This is a genomic window from Agrobacterium sp. CNPSo 3708, from assembly GCF_028674915.1.
Classification (GTDB): Bacteria; Pseudomonadota; Alphaproteobacteria; order Rhizobiales; family Rhizobiaceae; genus Agrobacterium; species Agrobacterium cavarae.
Window position 1 is genome coordinate 358,317 of sequence record NZ_JAQZSF010000007.1, and the last position, 17,847, is coordinate 376,163.

At 58.9% G+C, this 17,847-nt stretch carries 18 protein-coding genes; 6 read left to right on the forward strand and 12 right to left on the reverse strand.

Features of this window, described 5'->3' with window-relative positions:
• Nucleotides 1-28: 28 nt before the first annotated feature.
• On the forward strand, nucleotides 29-463 hold the full coding sequence (gene arfB / locus PVA19_RS17140; protein WP_274103589.1) for an alternative ribosome rescue aminoacyl-tRNA hydrolase ArfB: 435 nt from the start codon (nucleotides 29-31) through the stop codon (nucleotides 461-463).
• 40 nt (nucleotides 464-503) lie between these two features.
• Here arfB and coaA read toward each other — a convergent pair whose 3' ends face one another.
• The 7 genes from coaA to hisB all read right to left on the reverse strand — a co-directional run bounded on the left by coaA (nucleotide 504) and on the right by hisB (nucleotide 5,153).
• Nucleotides 504-1,496: a type I pantothenate kinase gene (gene coaA / locus PVA19_RS17145; RefSeq protein WP_274103631.1), complete on the reverse strand. Its 993-nt coding sequence runs from the start codon at nucleotides 1,494-1,496 to the stop codon at nucleotides 504-506.
• 5 nt (nucleotides 1,497-1,501) lie between these two features.
• Nucleotides 1,502-1,825, reverse strand: coding sequence for a phosphoribosyl-ATP diphosphatase (locus tag PVA19_RS17150; RefSeq protein ID WP_274103590.1), 324 nt, complete (start codon nucleotides 1,823-1,825; stop codon nucleotides 1,502-1,504).
• A gap of 20 nt (nucleotides 1,826-1,845) precedes the next feature.
• Nucleotides 1,846-2,622 (reverse strand): imidazole glycerol phosphate synthase subunit HisF, encoded by a 777-nt coding sequence (hisF, locus tag PVA19_RS17155; protein WP_274103591.1) that lies wholly within the window; start codon nucleotides 2,620-2,622, stop codon nucleotides 1,846-1,848.
• On the reverse strand, nucleotides 2,619-3,353 hold the full coding sequence (gene hisA, locus PVA19_RS17160) for a 1-(5-phosphoribosyl)-5-[(5-phosphoribosylamino)methylideneamino]imidazole-4-carboxamide isomerase (RefSeq protein WP_062424659.1): 735 nt from the start codon (nucleotides 3,351-3,353) through the stop codon (nucleotides 2,619-2,621). The genes hisF and hisA overlap by 4 nt, the downstream gene beginning before the upstream one ends.
• Before the next feature lies 1 nt (nucleotide 3,354).
• Nucleotides 3,355-4,005, reverse strand: coding sequence for an imidazole glycerol phosphate synthase subunit HisH (hisH, locus tag PVA19_RS17165; RefSeq protein ID WP_274103593.1), 651 nt, complete (start codon nucleotides 4,003-4,005; stop codon nucleotides 3,355-3,357).
• A 1-nt stretch (nucleotide 4,006) separates the two neighbouring features.
• Nucleotides 4,007-4,495, reverse strand: coding sequence for a DUF2628 domain-containing protein (locus PVA19_RS17170; RefSeq protein WP_111848748.1), 489 nt, complete (start codon nucleotides 4,493-4,495; stop codon nucleotides 4,007-4,009).
• A gap of 61 nt (nucleotides 4,496-4,556) precedes the next feature.
• A complete protein-coding gene (hisB, locus tag PVA19_RS17175) occupies nucleotides 4,557-5,153 on the reverse strand; it encodes an imidazoleglycerol-phosphate dehydratase HisB (protein WP_274103597.1) in 597 nt (198 codons plus the stop codon).
• 213 nt (nucleotides 5,154-5,366) lie between these two features.
• On the opposite strand from hisB, the gene hslV reads away from it, so the two are divergent.
• The 4 genes from hslV to PVA19_RS17195 all read left to right on the forward strand — a co-directional run bounded on the left by hslV (nucleotide 5,367) and on the right by PVA19_RS17195 (nucleotide 10,691).
• On the forward strand, nucleotides 5,367-5,891 hold the full coding sequence (hslV, locus tag PVA19_RS17180) for an ATP-dependent protease subunit HslV (protein ID WP_062444634.1): 525 nt from the start codon (nucleotides 5,367-5,369) through the stop codon (nucleotides 5,889-5,891).
• Nucleotides 5,892-5,969: 78 nt separating this feature from the next.
• Nucleotides 5,970-7,277: an ATP-dependent protease ATPase subunit HslU gene (hslU, locus tag PVA19_RS17185; protein ID WP_062444636.1), complete on the forward strand. Its 1,308-nt coding sequence runs from the start codon at nucleotides 5,970-5,972 to the stop codon at nucleotides 7,275-7,277.
• Between the two features lie 173 nt (nucleotides 7,278-7,450).
• Nucleotides 7,451-8,404, forward strand: a complete 954-nt coding sequence (locus PVA19_RS17190; RefSeq protein WP_274103600.1) for a DUF1402 family protein — start codon at nucleotides 7,451-7,453, stop codon at nucleotides 8,402-8,404.
• A 118-nt stretch (nucleotides 8,405-8,522) separates the two neighbouring features.
• Nucleotides 8,523-10,691, forward strand: coding sequence for a malate synthase G (locus PVA19_RS17195; RefSeq protein ID WP_274103601.1), 2,169 nt, complete (start codon nucleotides 8,523-8,525; stop codon nucleotides 10,689-10,691).
• Between the two features lie 112 nt (nucleotides 10,692-10,803).
• Here the strand turns inward: PVA19_RS17195 and PVA19_RS17200 are convergent, their stop codons facing one another.
• Nucleotides 10,804-11,490: a L,D-transpeptidase gene (locus tag PVA19_RS17200; RefSeq protein ID WP_062424793.1), complete on the reverse strand. Its 687-nt coding sequence runs from the start codon at nucleotides 11,488-11,490 to the stop codon at nucleotides 10,804-10,806.
• A gap of 182 nt (nucleotides 11,491-11,672) precedes the next feature.
• Here PVA19_RS17200 and PVA19_RS17205 point away from each other — a divergent pair, with 182 nt between their 5' ends.
• A complete protein-coding gene (locus tag PVA19_RS17205) occupies nucleotides 11,673-12,158 on the forward strand; it encodes an MmcB family DNA repair protein (protein WP_112359117.1) in 486 nt (161 codons plus the stop codon).
• Between the two features lie 15 nt (nucleotides 12,159-12,173).
• Here PVA19_RS17205 and PVA19_RS17210 read toward each other — a convergent pair whose 3' ends face one another.
• From PVA19_RS17210 to PVA19_RS17225, 4 genes are all read right to left on the reverse strand, one after another.
• Nucleotides 12,174-12,758, reverse strand: coding sequence for an ActR/PrrA/RegA family redox response regulator transcription factor (locus PVA19_RS17210; RefSeq protein WP_062444645.1), 585 nt, complete (start codon nucleotides 12,756-12,758; stop codon nucleotides 12,174-12,176).
• Nucleotides 12,759-12,854: 96 nt separating this feature from the next.
• Nucleotides 12,855-14,162, reverse strand: coding sequence for an ActS/PrrB/RegB family redox-sensitive histidine kinase (locus PVA19_RS17215; RefSeq protein WP_274103603.1), 1,308 nt, complete (start codon nucleotides 14,160-14,162; stop codon nucleotides 12,855-12,857).
• A gap of 18 nt (nucleotides 14,163-14,180) precedes the next feature.
• Entirely contained in the window at nucleotides 14,181-16,667 is a 2,487-nt protein-coding gene (gene hrpB / locus PVA19_RS17220; RefSeq protein ID WP_274103604.1) for an ATP-dependent helicase HrpB, read from the reverse strand.
• 4 nt (nucleotides 16,668-16,671) lie between these two features.
• A complete protein-coding gene (locus tag PVA19_RS17225; RefSeq protein ID WP_274103605.1) occupies nucleotides 16,672-17,622 on the reverse strand; it encodes an ornithine cyclodeaminase family protein in 951 nt (316 codons plus the stop codon).
• Nucleotides 17,623-17,847 lie beyond the last annotated feature (225 nt).

Sequence of the window (17,847 nt, forward strand, 5' to 3'; positions counted from 1 at the left end):
TGTGGCATCACGCCTGCCGGAGAATGACATGGCAAGCGCCCCCCTTTACATCAGCAGCAGAATAACGATTGCCGGATGGGAACTGACGGAGCAATTCGTGCTGGCTGGCGGGCCGGGCGGACAGAATGTCAACAAGGTCTCCACCGCAGTTCAACTCTTCTTCAACATCACGGCTTCTCCGGCGCTCTCGGATCGGATCAAAACCAATCTGGTCAAGCTTGGTGGGCGGCGCGTCTCGAAAGAAGGCGTGTTGATGATCGAGGCAAGCCAGTTCCGCACCCAGGAGCGGAACCGGGAAGATGCGCGGGAGCGTCTGACGGAACTGATCCTCAAGGCAGCCGAGCCGCCGCCGCCGCCGCGCAAGGCCACAAAGCCGACAAAAGGCTCTGTTGAGCGGCGACTGAAAGCAAAATCAGGCCGCTCGGATATCAAGAAGATGCGTGGCAAGCCGGGACAGGATTAAAAGCTTTGGCCGAGAAACACTCTCGGTGCATTCTCCAGACTTAGAGCTTCCTTAGCGCCACCATATCGATCAGATGGTTCTGGCCTTTTCTCAGGATGAGATCGGCACGCGGTCTCGTCGGCACGATATTTTCGCGCAGGTTCTTGAGGTTGATATTCTCCCAAAGTCCTTCTGCGATCGCGAGCGCCGCAGTTTCCGAAATCGACGCATACCGATTGAAGTAGGATGTCGGGTCTTGGAAGGCCGTCTTGCGCAGGTTCATGAAACGGTTGACGTACCAATTGTGGATGATCGTCTCGTCCGCATCGATATAGATCGAAAAATCGAAGAAGTCAGACACCATCGGCACGATGCGCCCGCCGGCTGGCAGGTTGCGCGCCTGCAGCACGTTGATGCCTTCGAAAATCAGGATGTCGGGCCGATCGACATTGGTGAACTCGCTGGGCAGGACGTCGTAGACCAGGTGCGAGTAGCGGGGCGCCTGGACGTTCGGCTGGCCCGCCTTGATGGCGGAAAGGAAGCGTAGAAGCGCGCCGATGTCGTAGCTTTCCGGAAAGCCCTTACGCTCCATAAGGTTCTCACGCCGCAAAACCTCGTTCGGGTAGAGAAACCCGTCCGTGGTGATCAGGTCGACCTTCGGGCTGGAAGGCCAGCGCGCCAGAAGCTCTTTCAGAATACGCGCCGTGGTGGATTTTCCGACCGCCACAGAGCCCGCAATGCCGATGACGAAGGGCGTCTTGTTGACGTGCTCCATGTTGAGGAAGCGGTTGCGCTGCTCGAAGAGCAGTTGCGACGCTTCCACATGGGACGAGAGCAGTCGCGAGAGCGACAGGTAGATCCGCCGAACCTCGTCGAGATCGATCGGGTCATCAAGCGATCGGAGGCGTTTCACCTCGTCGGCAGACAGCGTCAGGGGCGTATCGGCGCGAAACTTCGACCACTCCTCCGAACTGAAGAAGTGATAGGGCGAGTATTCATCCGGCCTGAAATGATCGAGCGTCGTTGGCATGCCTTGCTCCCCCCTGCGTGCCATCGTCGTCATGATTGAGGCCTTGATGCCTTTTCCTGCAATCCGGACTGACCTGTCCGTCTCTCCAACTCCGCAAAGACATCGGAGAGAGGGATATCGGCGATCTTGAGGACCACGAGAAGATGATAAAGCAGATCGGCTGCCTCGTCCGTCAGGTTCTTGCGATCCTGCGAGATCGCCGCGATCACCGTTTCGACCGCCTCTTCGCCGAGCTTCTTGGCCGCCTTGGCTTGCCCGGCGGCAAACAGCTTGGCCGTCCAGGATTGATCAGACGAGGCACTGGCGCGTTCGGCAACGATGCGCTCGAGATCGGAAAGGGAAAACCCGCTCATGCTGCTTGTCCTTTCAAAGATCAGTCGAGACGCATGGCAATGCCATGATCGGCCATATAGGCCTTGGCTTGCCCGATCGTATAGGTGCCGAAGTGGAAGATCGACGCTGCCAGAACAGCCGTCGCATGGCCTTCCTTCACGCCCTCCACCAGATCATCCAGATTTCCGACACCGCCGGAAGCGATCACCGGAACACGGACCTGATCGGCAATGGTGCGGGTCAGCGCGATGTCATAGCCGCTCTTCGTGCCGTCGCGATCCATGGAGGTGATCAGCAATTCGCCGGCGCCACGCTCGACCATCTTCACGGCAAATTCCACCGCATCGATGCCTGTCGGCTGGCGTCCGCCATGGGTAAAGATTTCCCAGCGATCGGCTTCGTCGTTGGCCGACACCTTCTTGGCATCGATGGAGACAACGATGCACTGATTGCCGAACTTGTCCGCCGCCTGGGCGACGAAATCCGGGTCTTTGACCGCTGCCGAATTGATCGACACTTTGTCGGCACCGCAAAGCAGAAGCTTGCGAATATCCGACACGGCACGAACGCCGCCCCCCACTGTCACCGGCATGAAGCAGTGATCGGCGGTGCGTGACACCACATCGAAAATCGTTTCGCGATTGTCGGAAGAGGCGGTGATGTCGAGAAAGCAAAGCTCATCGGCACCGGCCGCATCATAGGCTTTCGCCGCCTCGACCGGATCGCCGGCATCGATCAGATCGACGAAGTTCACGCCCTTGACGACGCGACCGTCTTTGACGTCAAGGCAGGGGATAATGCGTGCTTTGAGTGTCATGCCCGTGCCTCCTTGATCAGCGCCAGTGCCTCTGCCGGATCGATACGTCCGTCATAGAGCGCGCGCCCGGAAATGGCGCCTTCCAGCTTTGCCGCATCCGGCTCAAGCATGCGCTTGATATCGTCGATGGAGGCAAGCCCACCGGATGCGATCACCGGAATGGACACCGCATTGGCAAGCTCGAGTGTCGAGGCCCAGTTGATCCCGGCCAGAATGCCGTCACGGTCGATATCGGTGTAGATGATCGCGGCAACGCCTGCCCCTTCAAATCGCTTGGCAAGCTCGATCACGCCAAGTTCGGAGGCTTCCGCCCAGCCTTCCACCGCAACCTTGCCGCCCTTGGCATCGATTCCCACGGCAACCTGGCCGGGGAAGCGCTTGCAGGCTTCCAGAACCAGAACCGGATCACGCACCGCAACGGTGCCGAGGATGACGCGCGCGAGACCGCGGCTCAGCCAGGCCTCGATATGCTCCAGCGTGCGGATACCGCCGCCGAGCTGCACCGGGTTCCTGGTGGATTTCAAAATGGCGTCGACCGCCTCGCCATTGACGGTCTGGCCGGCAAAGGCGCCGTTCAAATCCACCACATGCAGCCACTCGAAGCCCTGGTCCTCAAAGGCCTTGGCCTGCGCGCCGGGATCGGTGTTGTAAACGGTGGCCTGCTCCATATCGCCGAGTTTCAGGCGAACGCACTGGCCGTCCTTGAGGTCGATTGCGGGAAAAAGGATCATGTCAGGGCTTCCAGCGGAGGAAATTCGAAATGAGGGCAAGACCAAGTGTCTGGCTCTTTTCCGGATGGAACTGAGCGCCAGCCATGTTGTCGCGCCCAACGAAGGCGGTCATCGCGCCACCGTAATTGGTGGTGGCGATCACGTCATTCCGGTGCTTCGCTGCCAGATGGTAGGAATGGACGAAATAGGCGTGCAAGCCGTCAGGTCCGGTCTTAATGCCATCGAGGAGCGGGTGAGGGCGGTGCAGCTCCAGCGTATTCCAGCCGATCTGCGGAATTTTGAGAGCCGGGTCAGATGGCGTCATCTCCACCACATCGCCTTCGATCCAGCCGAGCCCCTCGGTCACTGTCTTTTCAAGGCCGCGAGAGGACATGAGCTGCATGCCCACGCAGACGCCGAGGAAGGGATGACCCTTCTTCTCCACCACATCGATTAGCGCTTCATGCATGCCCGTCACCGCACCCAATCCGGCGCGGCAATCGGCATATGCGCCGACACCTGGCAGCACGATACGGTCTGCGGACGCCACGCTTTCAGGCTTGTCGGTCAGGTCGATTGTAGCGTCGATGCCGGCTTCCCGCGCCGCGCGCTCGAACGCCTTGGTCGCAGATCGAAGGTTGCCGGAGCCATAATCGATAATTGCCACACGCATATCAGCGCCTTCCGTTCAAATCGAATTGAAACGAGCCCGCGGGATCGTTCGTCATGAAGCCGCCCACCCGATCACGGGTCTTCCACTCAGGCTGCGACACCGTCATATGCGCATCGTCCTGTTCGGGCAGGTTCGAAAAATACATCTGTTCCGCCGTCGAAAGATCACGTGCCACGATCACGTCCTTCAGCGTCCAGCCCTTGGCAATCAAATGACGCTGAAGCAGGTTGCGACCTTCGAAGCCGGCTATCAACCCTGCGGTGATGGTGAATAGGAGGCCCACTACGCCGAGGCCATCGAGCCTCGACACCTGACCGGCGGCGACCTGCAGAATGACGACGGAGACGGCAATCCACCACATGCGATGGATGGCAAACCAGAGCCACGGAAACAAAAGAGCAAGCCACGAAAATCTGTCCGCGATGAAGCGAGTGGTGCGGTGATCCCTGTCGGGTCCGCCCGGTGCTTCCAGAACCAGATAAGATGTCATTGGCGTTCCTGACGACGTTCAGAGCAGCACCGGTGTCGGTTGCTCTTCATGTTTCACCGGATCAGGCCAGCATGCCCTTCGTTGAAGGAATGCGACCTGCCTGCCTGGGATCGATTTCGGTGGCGCTGCGCAATGCGCGCGCAACCGCCTTGAAGCACGTCTCGGCGATATGATGGTTGTTGGCGCCGTAATGGTTGAGAATATGCAGCGTGATCCCGGCATTCTGCGCCAGCGCCTGGAAGAATTCGCGCACCAGTTCCGTATCGAATGTACCGATCTTCGGTGCGGAGAACTGCACGTTCCAGACCAGGAAGGGGCGGCCGGAGATATCGACGGCAGCCTTCGTCATCGTCTCGTCCATGGCAAGGTCGAGCGAGGCATAACGCGTGATGCCCTTGCGGTCGCCCAAGGCTTTGGCAATCGCCTGGCCGATGGCAATACCGGTGTCTTCGACCGTGTGGTGATCGTCAATGTGAAGGTCGCCCTTCACGTCGATCTCCATGTCGATCAGCGAATGGCGGCTCAGCTGGTCCAGCATATGATCGAAAAAGCCGACGCCTGTCGAAATTTTCGCCGTACCCGTTCCATCGACATTCACGCGGACCGAGACGGAGGTCTCGTTGGTCTTGCGGGAAATCTCGGCTGTGCGCTCTGCCATTGCGGCTGCTCCTTGGACAATCTGGCCGTTCCTTACCAGCCTGCACCTCAAATATCCAGTCATTCCATCGTCTTGTCAGTGCCGCCTGAGTGCTACGGTTAAGCAAGATTGCAATCGGCAAAACGGGACTTACATAATTTGCGAAAAGGACCGCAGCCGATCAGCGGTTCGGAAGCTTCAGATGCAAGGCCCGGATGGGCAGACAGGTGCTTTATGACAACAATCATTACAGTGAGAAAGGGCGGCAAGGTCGTCATGGCCGGCGACGGACAGGTCAGCCTTGGCCAGACCGTGATGAAGGGCAACGCCCGCAAGGTGCGTCGCATCGGCAAGGGCGAAGTGATCGCCGGTTTTGCCGGTGCCACGGCAGACGCCTTTACCCTTCTCGACCGGCTGGAAAAGAAGCTGGAACAATATCAAGGCCAGCTGATGCGCGCTGCGGTCGAACTCGCCAAGGATTGGCGCACAGACAAATATCTGCGCAATCTCGAAGCCATGATGCTCGTCGCCGACAAGTCGATCACCCTTGCCATCACCGGCAATGGCGATGTCCTGGAACCCGAACATGGCGCAATCGCCATCGGCTCCGGCGGCAACTACGCCTTTGCCGCGGCACGTGCCTTGATGGATTCGGATAAGTCGGCCGAAGAGGTCGCCCGTCAGGCACTCGATATCGCCGCTGATATCTGCGTCTACACCAACCACAATCTCGTTATTGAAACGTTGGACGCTGAATAAGCGTACGGATCACCAACCCATGGTTCCTGCGGGCCGGGCCGTCATGGCTGGCCGCAACAGGAAGCCGAAAGGATCGAAATGACCACTTTTTCTCCCCGAGAGATCGTCTCGGAACTAGACCGCTACATTATCGGTCAGCACGATGCCAAGCGCGCGGTCGCCATTGCGCTTCGTAACCGCTGGCGCCGCCAGCAGCTCGATGAGAGCCTGCGCGACGAAGTGATGCCGAAGAACATTCTGATGATCGGACCGACCGGTGTCGGCAAGACCGAAATTTCAAGACGCCTGGCAAAGCTCGCCGGTGCGCCCTTCATCAAGGTAGAAGCGACGAAATTCACCGAAGTCGGCTATGTCGGCCGGGATGTCGAACAGATCATCCGCGATCTGGTCGAGATCGGTATCGGCCTTGTGCGCGAAAAGATGCGTGCCGAGGTCCAGGCCAAGGCCCATGCCAGCGCCGAGGAGCGCGTTCTTGACGCACTCGTCGGGCAGACCGCGTCGCCCGCCACCCGTGACAGCTTCCGCAAGAAGCTGCGCGATGGCGAGCTCGACAAGAAGGAAATCGATATCGAGGTCGCCGATACCGGCTCCGGCATGCCCGGCTTCGAGATCCCCGGGATGCCGGGCGCCAATATCGGCGTGCTCAACCTGTCTGAAATGTTCGGCAAGGCCATGGGCGGGCGCACCAAAAAGGTCCGCACCTCGGTGGAGAAATCCTATGCCGAACTGATTCGCGACGAGTCCGACAAGCTTCTGGACAATGAGCAGATCCAGCGCGAAGCGGTCAAATCGGTCGAAAATGATGGCATCGTCTTCCTTGACGAAATCGACAAGATCGCCGCCCGCGATGGTGGCATGGGTGCCGGTGTCTCTCGCGAAGGCGTGCAGCGCGATCTCCTGCCGCTGGTCGAAGGCACCACAGTCTCGACAAAGTATGGACCGGTAAAGACGGATCACATCCTCTTCATCGCGTCCGGTGCCTTCCATGTGGCAAAGCCCTCCGATCTTCTGCCTGAACTTCAGGGCCGCTTGCCTATCCGCGTGGAGCTGAAGCCGCTGACGAAGGAAGACTTCCGCCGCATTCTGACCGAGACCGAAGCGAGCCTGATCCGCCAGTACAAGGCGCTGATGGCAACCGAAGAACTCGATCTGGATTTCACCGACGACGCCATCGATGCATTGGCCGATGTGGCGGTCCATCTCAACTCATCGGTCGAAAACATTGGTGCGCGCCGTCTGCAAACGGTCATGGAGCGTGTTCTGGATGAAATCTCCTTCAACGCGCCCGATCGCGGTGGCTCGTCGGTCAAGATCGATGACGCCTATGTCAAGGAACATGTGGGCGATATCGCCGCCGACACGGATCTGTCGCGCTACATTCTTTAAGGCAGACCCGAGAATAAGTTTCAAAAATCAGAGGGAGTGCGGCAAATCTTGCCGCACTCTTATTTTACCGGCCTTCTCTCGACATGTGGCATCGCTTTTCGTTAATGAATGTCGAAAGTCGATCCTCTGGATTATTCCGGCAAGAGAGCCGGCAAGAGAAAAGGCATCCGCTCGTGCGCAAAACTCTCCTGGCATTGGCCACGCTTCTGGCCATTGGCACTGTTCTCCCGTCCTATGCTGAGGCCGCGACGCTCGTGCCGCCTGGTAACCGCAACGCGGAACAACCGGGTGTTCCGGGTGCCTCGGCGCGCCGTACCAAGGGCTCGAACTCCACCTACGAGCGAAAATACCAGAAGGTCTACGAGCTTCTTTCCAGCGACAAGCAGCTAATCTCCAAGATCAAATCGACGGCAAGCCGCTATGGCATCGATCCGATCCACATGATCGGCGCGATCGTTGGCGAACATACCTACAATGTCGATGCCTATGATCGCCTCCAGTCATACTATGTGAAGGCAGCGTCCTACGCGGGGAACAGCTTCCGCTTCGGCTATAAGGATGAGACGATTGCGCAGTTTTTGACGCATTCGCAATTTGCCAAATGCCAGTCGAAAAACGATTCCTACAGCCTGTGGAATTGTCGCGAAGATGTCTGGGAGGCGAGCTTCCGCGGCAAGACGGTCGATGGCGTCAGCTATCCCGATAACCGCTTCAGCGCCGTGTTCTTTCAGCCCTTCTATGCCGGCCAGACATTCGGATTGGGACAGATCAATCCGCTGACGGCGCTCATGCTGTCGGATACGGTGGAGCGCACCTCTGGCTATGAGAAGCTGGACGAGAACGATGCCTCTGCCGTCTACACGGCCATCATGGATCCCGACCACTCGCTCGCCTATATGGCCGCTGCGATCCGCAAATCCATCGATGACTACAAGTCGATCGCCGACATGGATATTTCCAAAAATCCTGGCCTGACATCAACGCTCTACAATCTCGGCGGCTCACAGCAGCGGGCTGCCGCACTGGCGCAGAAGAACCGCCAAAGCGGCGGTAGGGTCTGGCCGGAAGAGAATTATTACGGCTGGCTGGTCAATGAGAAGCTGCCAGAGTTGCAGAAGCTTCTCTAACTGGAACAGGTTTTTGAGATTATTTCCTGAACGGAAAAAATCTTTGATGCGCAGCGACGGTTGACGGAGGCTGGGTACAGCCTCCACTCTATGGACAATGATCATAGGGAGATATGTTGTGAGCCGCATCGAGCATAACGGACTGTCATTCGACGAGACGCTTTACCAGTTTTTGAAGGATGAGGTTCTGCCCGAGACGGGGCTGAACGCCGACACCTTCTTCGACGGTTTCTCCGCGATCGTTCACGATCTTGCGCCGAAGAACAAAGAGCTTCTCGCCAAGCGCGACGCCTTCCAGGAAAAGCTCGATGATTGGTATCGCCAGAACGGCGCGCCATCCGACCTCGCAGCCTACGAGGCCTATCTGCGCGAGATCGGCTACATCGTTCCGGAAGGCGCGGCCTTCAAGGTCAACACCCAGAACGTCGATCCGGAGATTGCCGAACTTGCCGGGCCGCAGCTCGTCGTACCGGTGATGAATGCGCGCTACGCGCTGAACGCCGCCAATGCCCGCTGGGGCTCGCTTTACGATGCGCTTTACGGCACGGATGCGATTGCTGAAGACGACGGCGCCGAAAAGGGCCGGGGCTACAATCCCCGTCGGGGCGAAAAAGTCATCGCATGGGCAAGATCATTCCTCGACGGCTCCGTACCGCTTGCCAGCGGCAAATGGGCGGATGTCAGCGGTTTGCGCGTGGTTGACGGTGCCTTGGTCATTGACCTGGACGGCAGTTCGACAACCCCTGCCGATCAGGCGCATTTCGCCGGCTTCGATGGCGATGCATCGAAACCATCTGCTGTTTTGCTGAAAACCAACGGCATCCATATCGAAATCGTCGTCGATCCCACCACTGCCATCGGCAAGGCTGATCGCGCCGGCATCTCCGATGTAATCCTCGAATCGGCGCTGACGACAATCATGGACTGCGAGGATTCCGTCGCGGCCGTGGATGCGGAGGACAAGCTGGTCGTCTATCGTAACTGGCTTGGCCTGATGCGCGGTGATTTGACCGAGGAGGTCTCCAAGGGCGGGGAAACCTTTACCCGTCGTTTGAACCCCGACCGAAATTATACCGCGCGCAATGGAACGGCTCTGACGCTTCCCGGCCGCTCGCTGATGCTGGTGCGCAATGTCGGTCACCTGATGACGAACCCCGCTATCCTCGACCGCAATGGCCAGGAAGTTCCGGAAGGGATCATGGATGCGGTCATCACCGGTCTGATTGCACTTTACGATGTCGGCCCGATCGGTCGCCACCAGAACTCGCGCGCCGGATCGATGTATGTCGTGAAGCCCAAGATGCACGGCCCGGAAGAAGTCGCCTTCGCAGCTGAGATCTTCACCCGCGTCGAACAGCTTGTCGGCATGCGCCCCAACACCATGAAAATGGGCATCATGGATGAGGAGCGCCGCACGACCGTCAACCTCAAGGAATGCATTCGCGCTGCGAAGGACCGCGTCGTCTTCATCAATACCGGCTTCCTCGATCGCACCGGCGACGAAATCCATACCTCGATGGAAGCGGGGCCGATGATCCGCAAGGGAGACATGAAGCAGGCCGCCTGGATTGCGGCGTATGAAAACTGGAATGTCGATATCGGTCTTGAATGCGGCCTGTCCGGTCATGCGCAGATCGGCAAGGGCATGTGGGCCATGCCCGACCTGATGGCTGCCATGCTGGAGCAAAAGATCGCCCACCCCATGGCGGGTGCCAACACGGCCTGGGTGCCCTCGCCAACGGCCGCAACGCTGCATGCGACGCATTACCACAAGGTCGATGTCGCCCAGGTGCAGGAAGGGTTGAAGAGCCGCGGTCGTGCCAAGCTCGGCGATATTCTATCTGTCCCCGTCGCGGTTCGCCCCAACTGGACGCCTGAGGAAATCCAGCGCGAGCTGGATAACAACGCTCAGGGTATTCTGGGCTATGTCGTGCGCTGGGTCGATCAGGGTGTCGGTTGCTCCAAGGTGCCGGACATCAACAATATCGGCCTGATGGAAGACCGCGCCACGCTGCGCATCTCCGCCCAGCACATGGCAAACTGGCTGCGCCATGGCGTGGTCTCGGAGGAGCAGATCGTCGAGACCATGAAGCGCATGGCCGCTATCGTCGATCAGCAGAATGCCGGCGATGCGGCCTATACGCCCATGGCTGGCAACTTCGACGATTCGGTTGCGTTCCAGGCGGCGGTGGAACTGGTGTTGAAGGGCAGGGCGCAGCCGAACGGCTATACCGAGCCAGTCCTTCACCGTCGCCGTCTTGAATTGAAGGCGAAACAACGCGCCTGAGAGTATCCTCTCCGCGTTTGGGATGCACGCTGATCGGCAAGCATCTCAGACCGGAAACAAAAAAAGCCGCCGGGAATCCACGGCGGCTTTTTGAATACTCTGGATCCGGAAATTACTGGATCACGATAACCTTAGAGCTGCGGCCTGGACGGATGCGGCTGTAGAGATCGATCACGTCCTGGTTGATCATGCGAATGCAGCCGGAAGAGGCGGCGGTTCCGATCGAGGCCCATTCAGGCGAACCGTGGATACGGAACAGCGTATCCTGGCCCTGTTCGTTAAAGAGATACATGGCGCGCGCACCGAGCGGATTGCTGATGCCGGGACCCATGCCGTTTTCGACATATCTGGCTACTTCAGGCTTGCGTGCCGCCATTTCTTTCGGCGGATGCCAGGTTGGCCATTCCTGCTTCCAGGCCACATAGGCTTCACCAGCCCAGGCAAAACCCTGCTTGCCGACGCCGATGCCGTAACGCACGGCCTTGCCGCCGGGCAGGATGTAATAAAGGAAGCGCTCGCGGGTGTTGACGATCACCGTGCCCGGCTTTTCAGCGGTTTCATAGTTCACGATCTGGCGATGAAACTTCTTGTCAACGCGGTTGATCGGAATGGCGGGCAGGGCGTAACCAGCGTCCGTTGTCGCGCCGTAAACTTCATCGCCGAAGATCTGGGCGGTCTCGACGACAACCGGAGCAGCGAGCGGGCGGGCGGAAGAGGTTTCAGTCGTTGTGGACGCGCAGCCGGTCAGCGCAAGGATGGACGACAGGCCGAGTGCAGTCAATGAAGTGCGAATGCGCATGGTGTTCTCGCGGAAAATTCGCTTATATAAGCGGTGCATGAAGCGATATTGGATCATCGGGTTATTTTCGATTAATCCATGCTTTGCAAGCCATCGCACCGCAGCAAGATTACCGCTTGTGCGAATATGCTGCTTCATGGTCTTTTTGCAACAATTTCGGGGGCCTTTTCCAGAATCCGTCCATGACTATTCTTTCCTTTACCAATAACAACCCGTTAATCGACGGTCGCCAATCTGAGAAAGCCATGCTTGTGCGCCGGGGCGTGCAGGTATTGCTGAACGAGATGCGGCACTCCGTTCTGCCAGAGCTGGCGCTATCCAGCGGCCGGCGTGCGGATCTCATCAGCCTGTCGGTCAAAGGGGAAATCTGGATCATCGAGATCAAATCCTCGATCGAGGATTTCAGGGTGGACCGCAAATGGCCTGACTACAGGCTGCACTGCGACCGGCTGTTCTTCGCCACCCACGCTGGCGTCCCGCTCGAGATCTTTCCCGAAGAGTGCGGCCTTTTTCTCTCAGATGGATATGGCGCCCATATGGTGCGCGAGGCGCCGGAACATAAGCTGGCGCCGGCCACACGCAAATCTCTGATGCTGGATTTCTCCAGGACGGCGGCGCGCCGCCTGATGATGGCGGAATGGTCCACCGGCACCAGCTACTCGGACTGATCCGTAGCCCGTTGCTTATTTGGGCGCGCGCTTGGCCAGAATGCGCTGCAGCGTGCGGCGGTGCATGTTCAGCCGCCGTGCCGTCTCCGAGACGTTTCGCTCGCACATTTCATAGACGCGCTGAATGTGCTCCCAACGCACCCGGTCGGCGGACATCGGGTTTTCCGGCACCTCCATCCGGTCGCCTTCACGCTGTGTCAGTGCGTTGAAGACATCGTCGGCATCCGCTGGTTTTGCCAGATAGTCGAGCGCACCAAGCTTTACGGCAGTGACGGCGGTCGCAATATTTCCGTAGCCGGTCAGCACGACGATTTGCGTGTCATCGCGATGCTGGCGAATGGCCTCGATCACTTCCAATCCATTGCCGTCGCCGAGCCGCAGGTCCACCACCGCATATTTTGGCGGCGCGCTCTTCGATTTCTCGATGCCTTCACTCACCGATTCGGCGGTGTCCACCACAAAGCCACGCGCCTCCATGGCACGCGCCAGACGGCGCAGGAAGGGACCGTCATCATCGACGACCAGCAGTGACTTGTCCGGACCGATCGCATCCGAAGCCGTCATCGCCTCTTCTTCGTGCTTCTGTCCGTCATCAGCCATGGTCGTTTCCTTCGGTCATTCTGTTATCTTTCGGCGATCATATCCCTCATGCGCCACAAGCGCCACAAGCGTGAGGCTTTCCTAAGAGACTTCAGATCACCGGCTCTTATTATCTTCCATGACCGATCGCGGCCAGATGACGGTCACCCTCGCACCTGCGGCATTTGGTCCACGATTTTCGAATGTCAGTGAAGCCCCGGATCGTTCCAGCAACGTCTTGGCAATGAAGAGACCAAGTCCGAGTCCTCCAGCCGTCGCATCATTATGCCTTTTGGTCACATAAGGATCGCCGATGCGTGAGAGAATATCCGGCGAATAGCCGTCGCCATCATCCTCGATCGTCACCATCACCTGCTGCTGATCATGCGCCACGGTGACGGTCACCATATCCTTGGCGTAGTCGACGGCGTTTTCCAGTAGATTCCCAAGCCCGTAGAGAATTCCGGCATTGCGCGCCCCGACCGGTTCGTCTGCCCGTCCGGACTTTTCCACCAGCTTGAGTTTCACGCCGAATTCCCGGTGCGGTGCCATCACTTCCTCGATCAAAGAGGAGAGCGGAAGCCGGCGAATATGTTCTTCGCCTTCGGCAGAAAGCGATGTCAGCCGGCGCAGAATATCGCGGCATCGCTCGCTTTGGCTGCGTAGAAGCGCGACATCCTCGCTGAAGCGCTCGTCCTTTCCAAGCTCGCGCTGCATCTCCTTGGCGACCACGCTGATTGTCGCAAGCGGCGTGCCCAATTCATGGGCTGCGGCTGCAGCGAGACCATCCAGTTGCGACAGGTGCTTTTCCCGCTCCAGCACCAGTTCGGTCGCAGCAAGCGCATCGGCAAGCTGATTGGCTTCATGCGAGACGCGATAGGCATAGAAGGCGGCAAACAACATCATCGCAACGATCGAGCACCAGATGCCGATATGGATGATGAGCTGGATCGGCAATTCTTCGCCTGGATACCAGGGAACAGGAAACGGCGAAAAAGCAATCGCTGTTGCGCAAGCCAGCGCGAAGAACAACAAGACGAGAGAATGTTTCAACGGCTGCGAGGCAAAGGCAATGATGACCTGAACGCAGATTAGGGGCGCGAACGGATTGGACAGGCCGCCGGTAATATAGATCAGCGCCGTCAATTGCAGCAGGTCGAAAGCAAGCAGCAGCGTCGCCTCCCACGGCTCCAGACGATAGGTCGCCGGAAACCGAGCCGATAGAAAGAGGTTGGCAGTTGCAAGGGCCGCGATAAGAAGCGCGCAGGTGAGCAGTGGCAGGGGAAAGCCAAGGCCAAACGCAACGATCAGAAGCGTGGCGCTCTGCCCGGCCACGGCAAGCCAGCGCAGCCAGACAATGGTCTGCAGCCTGATCTGGCGGCTGGCGCGGCCGAACCGTGTCGTTTCTACAGGCGGCTTTGCCATTGGTGCCTCGTTATCATCTCATGTGCCGCGCGGCTTGGCGCGATGTGTGGCTTGCGCGGATGCCGGATCTTCCGGCCAGGGATGGCGTGGATAACGCCCGCGCATATCCGCGCGCACGTCCTTCCAGGAGCCCGCCCAGAACCCTGGCAAATCCCGCGTGGTCTGTATCGGCCTGTGGGCAGGCGAGGTCAATTCCAGCAATAGTGGCAATTTGCCGCCTGCCACACTCGGGTGATCCTTCAAGCCGAAGAGCTCCTGCACGCGGATGGTCAGCGTCGGCTCCTCGCCCTCATAGTGGATCGAGTGCTTTTGTCCGGTCGGCGCTTCGAAATGGGTGGGAAGCAATTTGCCAAGCTGGCGAAGTTCCTCGTGCGGAACCAGCGAGCGCAGCCCATCGATGATGTTGCCGCTATTGATCTCATGGATCGTCTTGGCGTCATGCTGAAAGGGCACAAACCACTCGTCCAGCCGGTCAATCAGCGCCGCGTCATTCATATCCGGCCATGGCGCACCGACACTGCGGTTAAGAAAGCCGAGGCGATGGCGCAACTGCTGTGCCTCTTTAGAAAAGGGCACAATGCCAAGCCCATATTCGCGGATGCCGCTGGCAAGCGCTTGCGCCGCCTTCTCTCCCGTCGGGCGTGCAAGTGGCGTTTCATCGAGAATAATGGCGCCGATACGCGAGACGCGTCTTGCCCGGACCTGTCCGCTTTGCTTGTCGAAGAAAAGCTGGTCTTCCTTGACGACCGCCTCTGGCAGAAATGCGTCCACATCCCGCATGGCGATCGAAGCGGCCGCCAGAATCCTCGGTCGTGCGGCGCGGCCGACGATGTCGGCGACCACCAGCATCTTTTCGGCCGCCAGTCGCTGCGTCTCTTCCACCTCGCCACCACGTCCATTCGCCATCACATATCGACCGCGCCCACCACGCTGGAATGCGATGCGATCCGGAAAGGCATGCAACAGAAGCTGCCCGGCCGTCAGAGCTGCTTCCGATCCGTCCCTTTTGCCTGGAAGGGAGGAAAGGAGCCGTTTTGCCAGTCCTTTGGCAGCGGCTGCGCGCTCCGTCTTCTCGCCCTTGAACCGGCGAAGCCGCTCTTCAAGATCGATATCGTTACCGCCAAGCCCCTGTTCTGTCAGAAGCACGGCAAGCAGCGAAGCCTCATGGCCACAGCCAAGCTCTTCTGCCGCCAGGACCATGGCTGCGAGGCGCGGCGGCAGGGCCATCTCGCGCATCAGCTTTCCGCGTGCGGTCATCGCGCCAGACCGGTCGAGAGCGCCAAGCCCTTGCAGCAGCGCATTAGCCTCTTTCAACGTAGACGCCGGCGGCTGATCGAGAAATTTGAGGGACGCCGGATCGCTGACACCCCAATGGGCGAGATCGAGCGCGAAACCGGAAAGGTCGCTGGAAAGAATCTGCGGCGGCGTAAACGCTGGCAGCGCCGCTGTCTGTCCCGCGTGCCACAGACGGATGGCAATACCCGGCTCCGTTCGCCCCGCGCGGCCAGCACGCTGGTCAGCAGACGCGCGAGAGACCTTTACTGTCTCAAGCCGGCTGATGCCGGTCGAGGGCTCGAAGACGGGCAGGCGTTGGAGCCCGCTATCGATGACAATCCGCACACCGTCGATGGTGATCGAGGTCTCCGCAATCGAGGTTGCCAGCACGATCTTGCGCCGACCGCTTTCCGGTGGCTTGATCGCTGCGTCCTGTTCTTTCTGCGAGAGGTTTCCATAAAGCGGGATCACCTGCGTATTCGGATCGAATCGGCCCTCCAATCTCTCAGCGGTGCGCTTGATCTCCGCTTGCCCCGGAAGAAAGGCAAGGATCGATCCGGCCTCTGCGGCATGCGCCTCGATGATCGCCCGCGCCACCTTGTCTTCGACCCGCTCCTGTCCGGCCCTGTCTTCGTAGCGTATATCGACCGGAAAGCTCCGGCCGAGACTGGTGATGACAGGCGCCTGATCGAGCAGTGCACTGATCCGTTCGGAATCCAGCGTGGCGGACATCACCAGCAAATGCAGATCATCGCGAAGGCCTGCCTGCACATCCAGCGCCAATGCGAGGCCAAAGTCGCCATCAAGCGAGCGCTCGTGAAACTCGTCGAAGATGACGACGGACGCGCCGCGAAGCTCAGGATCATCCAGAACCATCCGCGCGAACACGCCTTCGGTCACAACTTCGATTCGCGTTCTGGCAGAAACGCGATTGTCGAGACGCATGCGATAACCCACGGTGCCACCGACATCCTCTTTCAGGAGTGACGCCATGCGGCTTGCCGCCGCTCGCGCCGCCAGTCGTCGAGGCTCCAGAAGAATGATCTTGCCGTCCCCCAGCCACTCCTGGTCGAGCAGATAAAGCGGCACCAGGGTCGTCTTGCCAGCCCCTGGCGGGGCGCAGAGGACGGCTTTCTTCGCGCGGGCAAGGTCTTGGCCCAACGCAGCCAGCACATTCGTGACCGGGAGATTGCTTGAATCCTGGATTGCCGTTTTGATCGTACTCGTCATGACGTCAGTTGGTCCGTCGTGTCACGCTTTCATAGGCAAGGATTGCGCCAGCCAGATCTTCCAGCGCCGCACCGACCGATTTGAACAGCGTGATCTCGTTATCGTTGTCTCGGCCCTTTTGACGCCCTGAAACGAGATCGGCAAGCTCTGCCTTGATATCCTCTCGCTGAAGCAGACCGGCCTCAAGCGGCTGCACGATATCGCCCCCTTCTTTAAGAGCGCCATCGAAGGTGTCGACATAAACGCTTGCCAACTGCACGGCCGCATCGTCGCTCTCGCGCATGGAAGGCTTGAAGGCGCCAACGAGATCGAGATGCGCGCCCGGCTTGAGCCAAGCGCCTCGGATCAATGGCTCGTTGGAGAGCGTGGCGCATGAAATGATATCGGCGTCCCGTGCGCCGACTTCCAGATCGGCGCAGGCAAAAGCATTGAGCCCCATCTGCCGGGCTTCAGCGGCTGCCTTCTCCGCGGAAGCCATATTCCGCCCCCATATATGGAAGGTGGAAATGTTTCGCACCGTAGAATGGGCCTGCATCAGGTTGAGCGACAGGCGCCCGGTGCCAACCATCAGCATGGACGACGCATCAGGCCGCGCGAGGTATTTTGCTGCGACAGCGGAGGTTGCCGCAGTCCGGCGCGCCGTTAACTCGCCGCCTTCGACTGCCGCCAGCATTTCCCCAGTCTTGCCGGAAGAGAGAAGATAGGTTCCAAAGATCGCAGGCAGGGCACGTGTACTGTTATCCGGGAAGACGGAAAGGATCTTCACGCCCATATAGGAGCCAGGCACCCAGGCGGGCATCATCAGAAGCGTGGCATTCCTCTCACCTGGCACAGCGACATCATGATGATGCCGAACGGGCATCTCGCAACCGGTGCGAAACATCGTTTCGATCGCTTCGATAAGCTGTGGCCACGCCAGTGCGTTGCGCGTTTCGTCTTCATTCAGAACCAGCATCGACTTTTCCCTTCTTCTCTTATGCGTCGAGCTTAGCATGGTGAGCGCATCATTGAAGAGATGGGCGATTTGCAGAGCTGTAAAACACGCTTGATGTCAGGGTCTGAGATGCTGCCAGAAGTGTGACCTCAAAAAAACCCAATAATTACTGTCACTTACGAGAAAACGACAGATTTATGAAAAACCTCTGTTGACTTGTTTGGGGTGTGTCTCTTATAAGTCCGC

Excerpts from the sequence above, each read along its gene's own strand:
- arfB (WP_274103589.1), top strand. The coding sequence starts at position 29 with ATGGCAAGCGCCCCCCTTTACATCAGCAGCAGAATAACGATTGCCGGA.
- coaA (WP_274103631.1), bottom strand. The coding sequence starts at position 1,496 with ATGGCACGCAGGGGGGAGCAAGGCATGCCAACGACGCTCGATCATTTC.
- PVA19_RS17150 (WP_274103590.1), bottom strand. The coding sequence starts at position 1,825 with ATGAGCGGGTTTTCCCTTTCCGATCTCGAGCGCATCGTTGCCGAACGC.
- hisF (WP_274103591.1), bottom strand. The coding sequence starts at position 2,622 with ATGACACTCAAAGCACGCATTATCCCCTGCCTTGACGTCAAAGACGGT.
- hisA (WP_062424659.1), bottom strand. The coding sequence starts at position 3,353 with ATGATCCTTTTTCCCGCAATCGACCTCAAGGACGGCCAGTGCGTTCGC.
- hisH (WP_274103593.1), bottom strand. The coding sequence starts at position 4,005 with ATGCGTGTGGCAATTATCGATTATGGCTCCGGCAACCTTCGATCTGCG.
- PVA19_RS17170 (WP_111848748.1), bottom strand. The coding sequence starts at position 4,495 with ATGACATCTTATCTGGTTCTGGAAGCACCGGGCGGACCCGACAGGGAT.
- hisB (WP_274103597.1), bottom strand. The coding sequence starts at position 5,153 with ATGGCAGAGCGCACAGCCGAGATTTCCCGCAAGACCAACGAGACCTCC.
- hslV (WP_062444634.1), top strand. The coding sequence starts at position 5,367 with ATGACAACAATCATTACAGTGAGAAAGGGCGGCAAGGTCGTCATGGCC.
- hslU (WP_062444636.1), top strand. The coding sequence starts at position 5,970 with ATGACCACTTTTTCTCCCCGAGAGATCGTCTCGGAACTAGACCGCTAC.
- PVA19_RS17200 (WP_062424793.1), bottom strand. The coding sequence starts at position 11,490 with ATGCGCATTCGCACTTCATTGACTGCACTCGGCCTGTCGTCCATCCTT.
- PVA19_RS17205 (WP_112359117.1), top strand. The coding sequence starts at position 11,673 with ATGACTATTCTTTCCTTTACCAATAACAACCCGTTAATCGACGGTCGC.
- PVA19_RS17210 (WP_062444645.1), bottom strand. The coding sequence starts at position 12,758 with ATGGCTGATGACGGACAGAAGCACGAAGAAGAGGCGATGACGGCTTCG.
- PVA19_RS17215 (WP_274103603.1), bottom strand. The coding sequence starts at position 14,162 with ATGGCAAAGCCGCCTGTAGAAACGACACGGTTCGGCCGCGCCAGCCGC.
- hrpB (WP_274103604.1), bottom strand. The coding sequence starts at position 16,667 with ATGACGAGTACGATCAAAACGGCAATCCAGGATTCAAGCAATCTCCCG.
- PVA19_RS17225 (WP_274103605.1), bottom strand. The coding sequence starts at position 17,622 with ATGCTGGTTCTGAATGAAGACGAAACGCGCAACGCACTGGCGTGGCCA.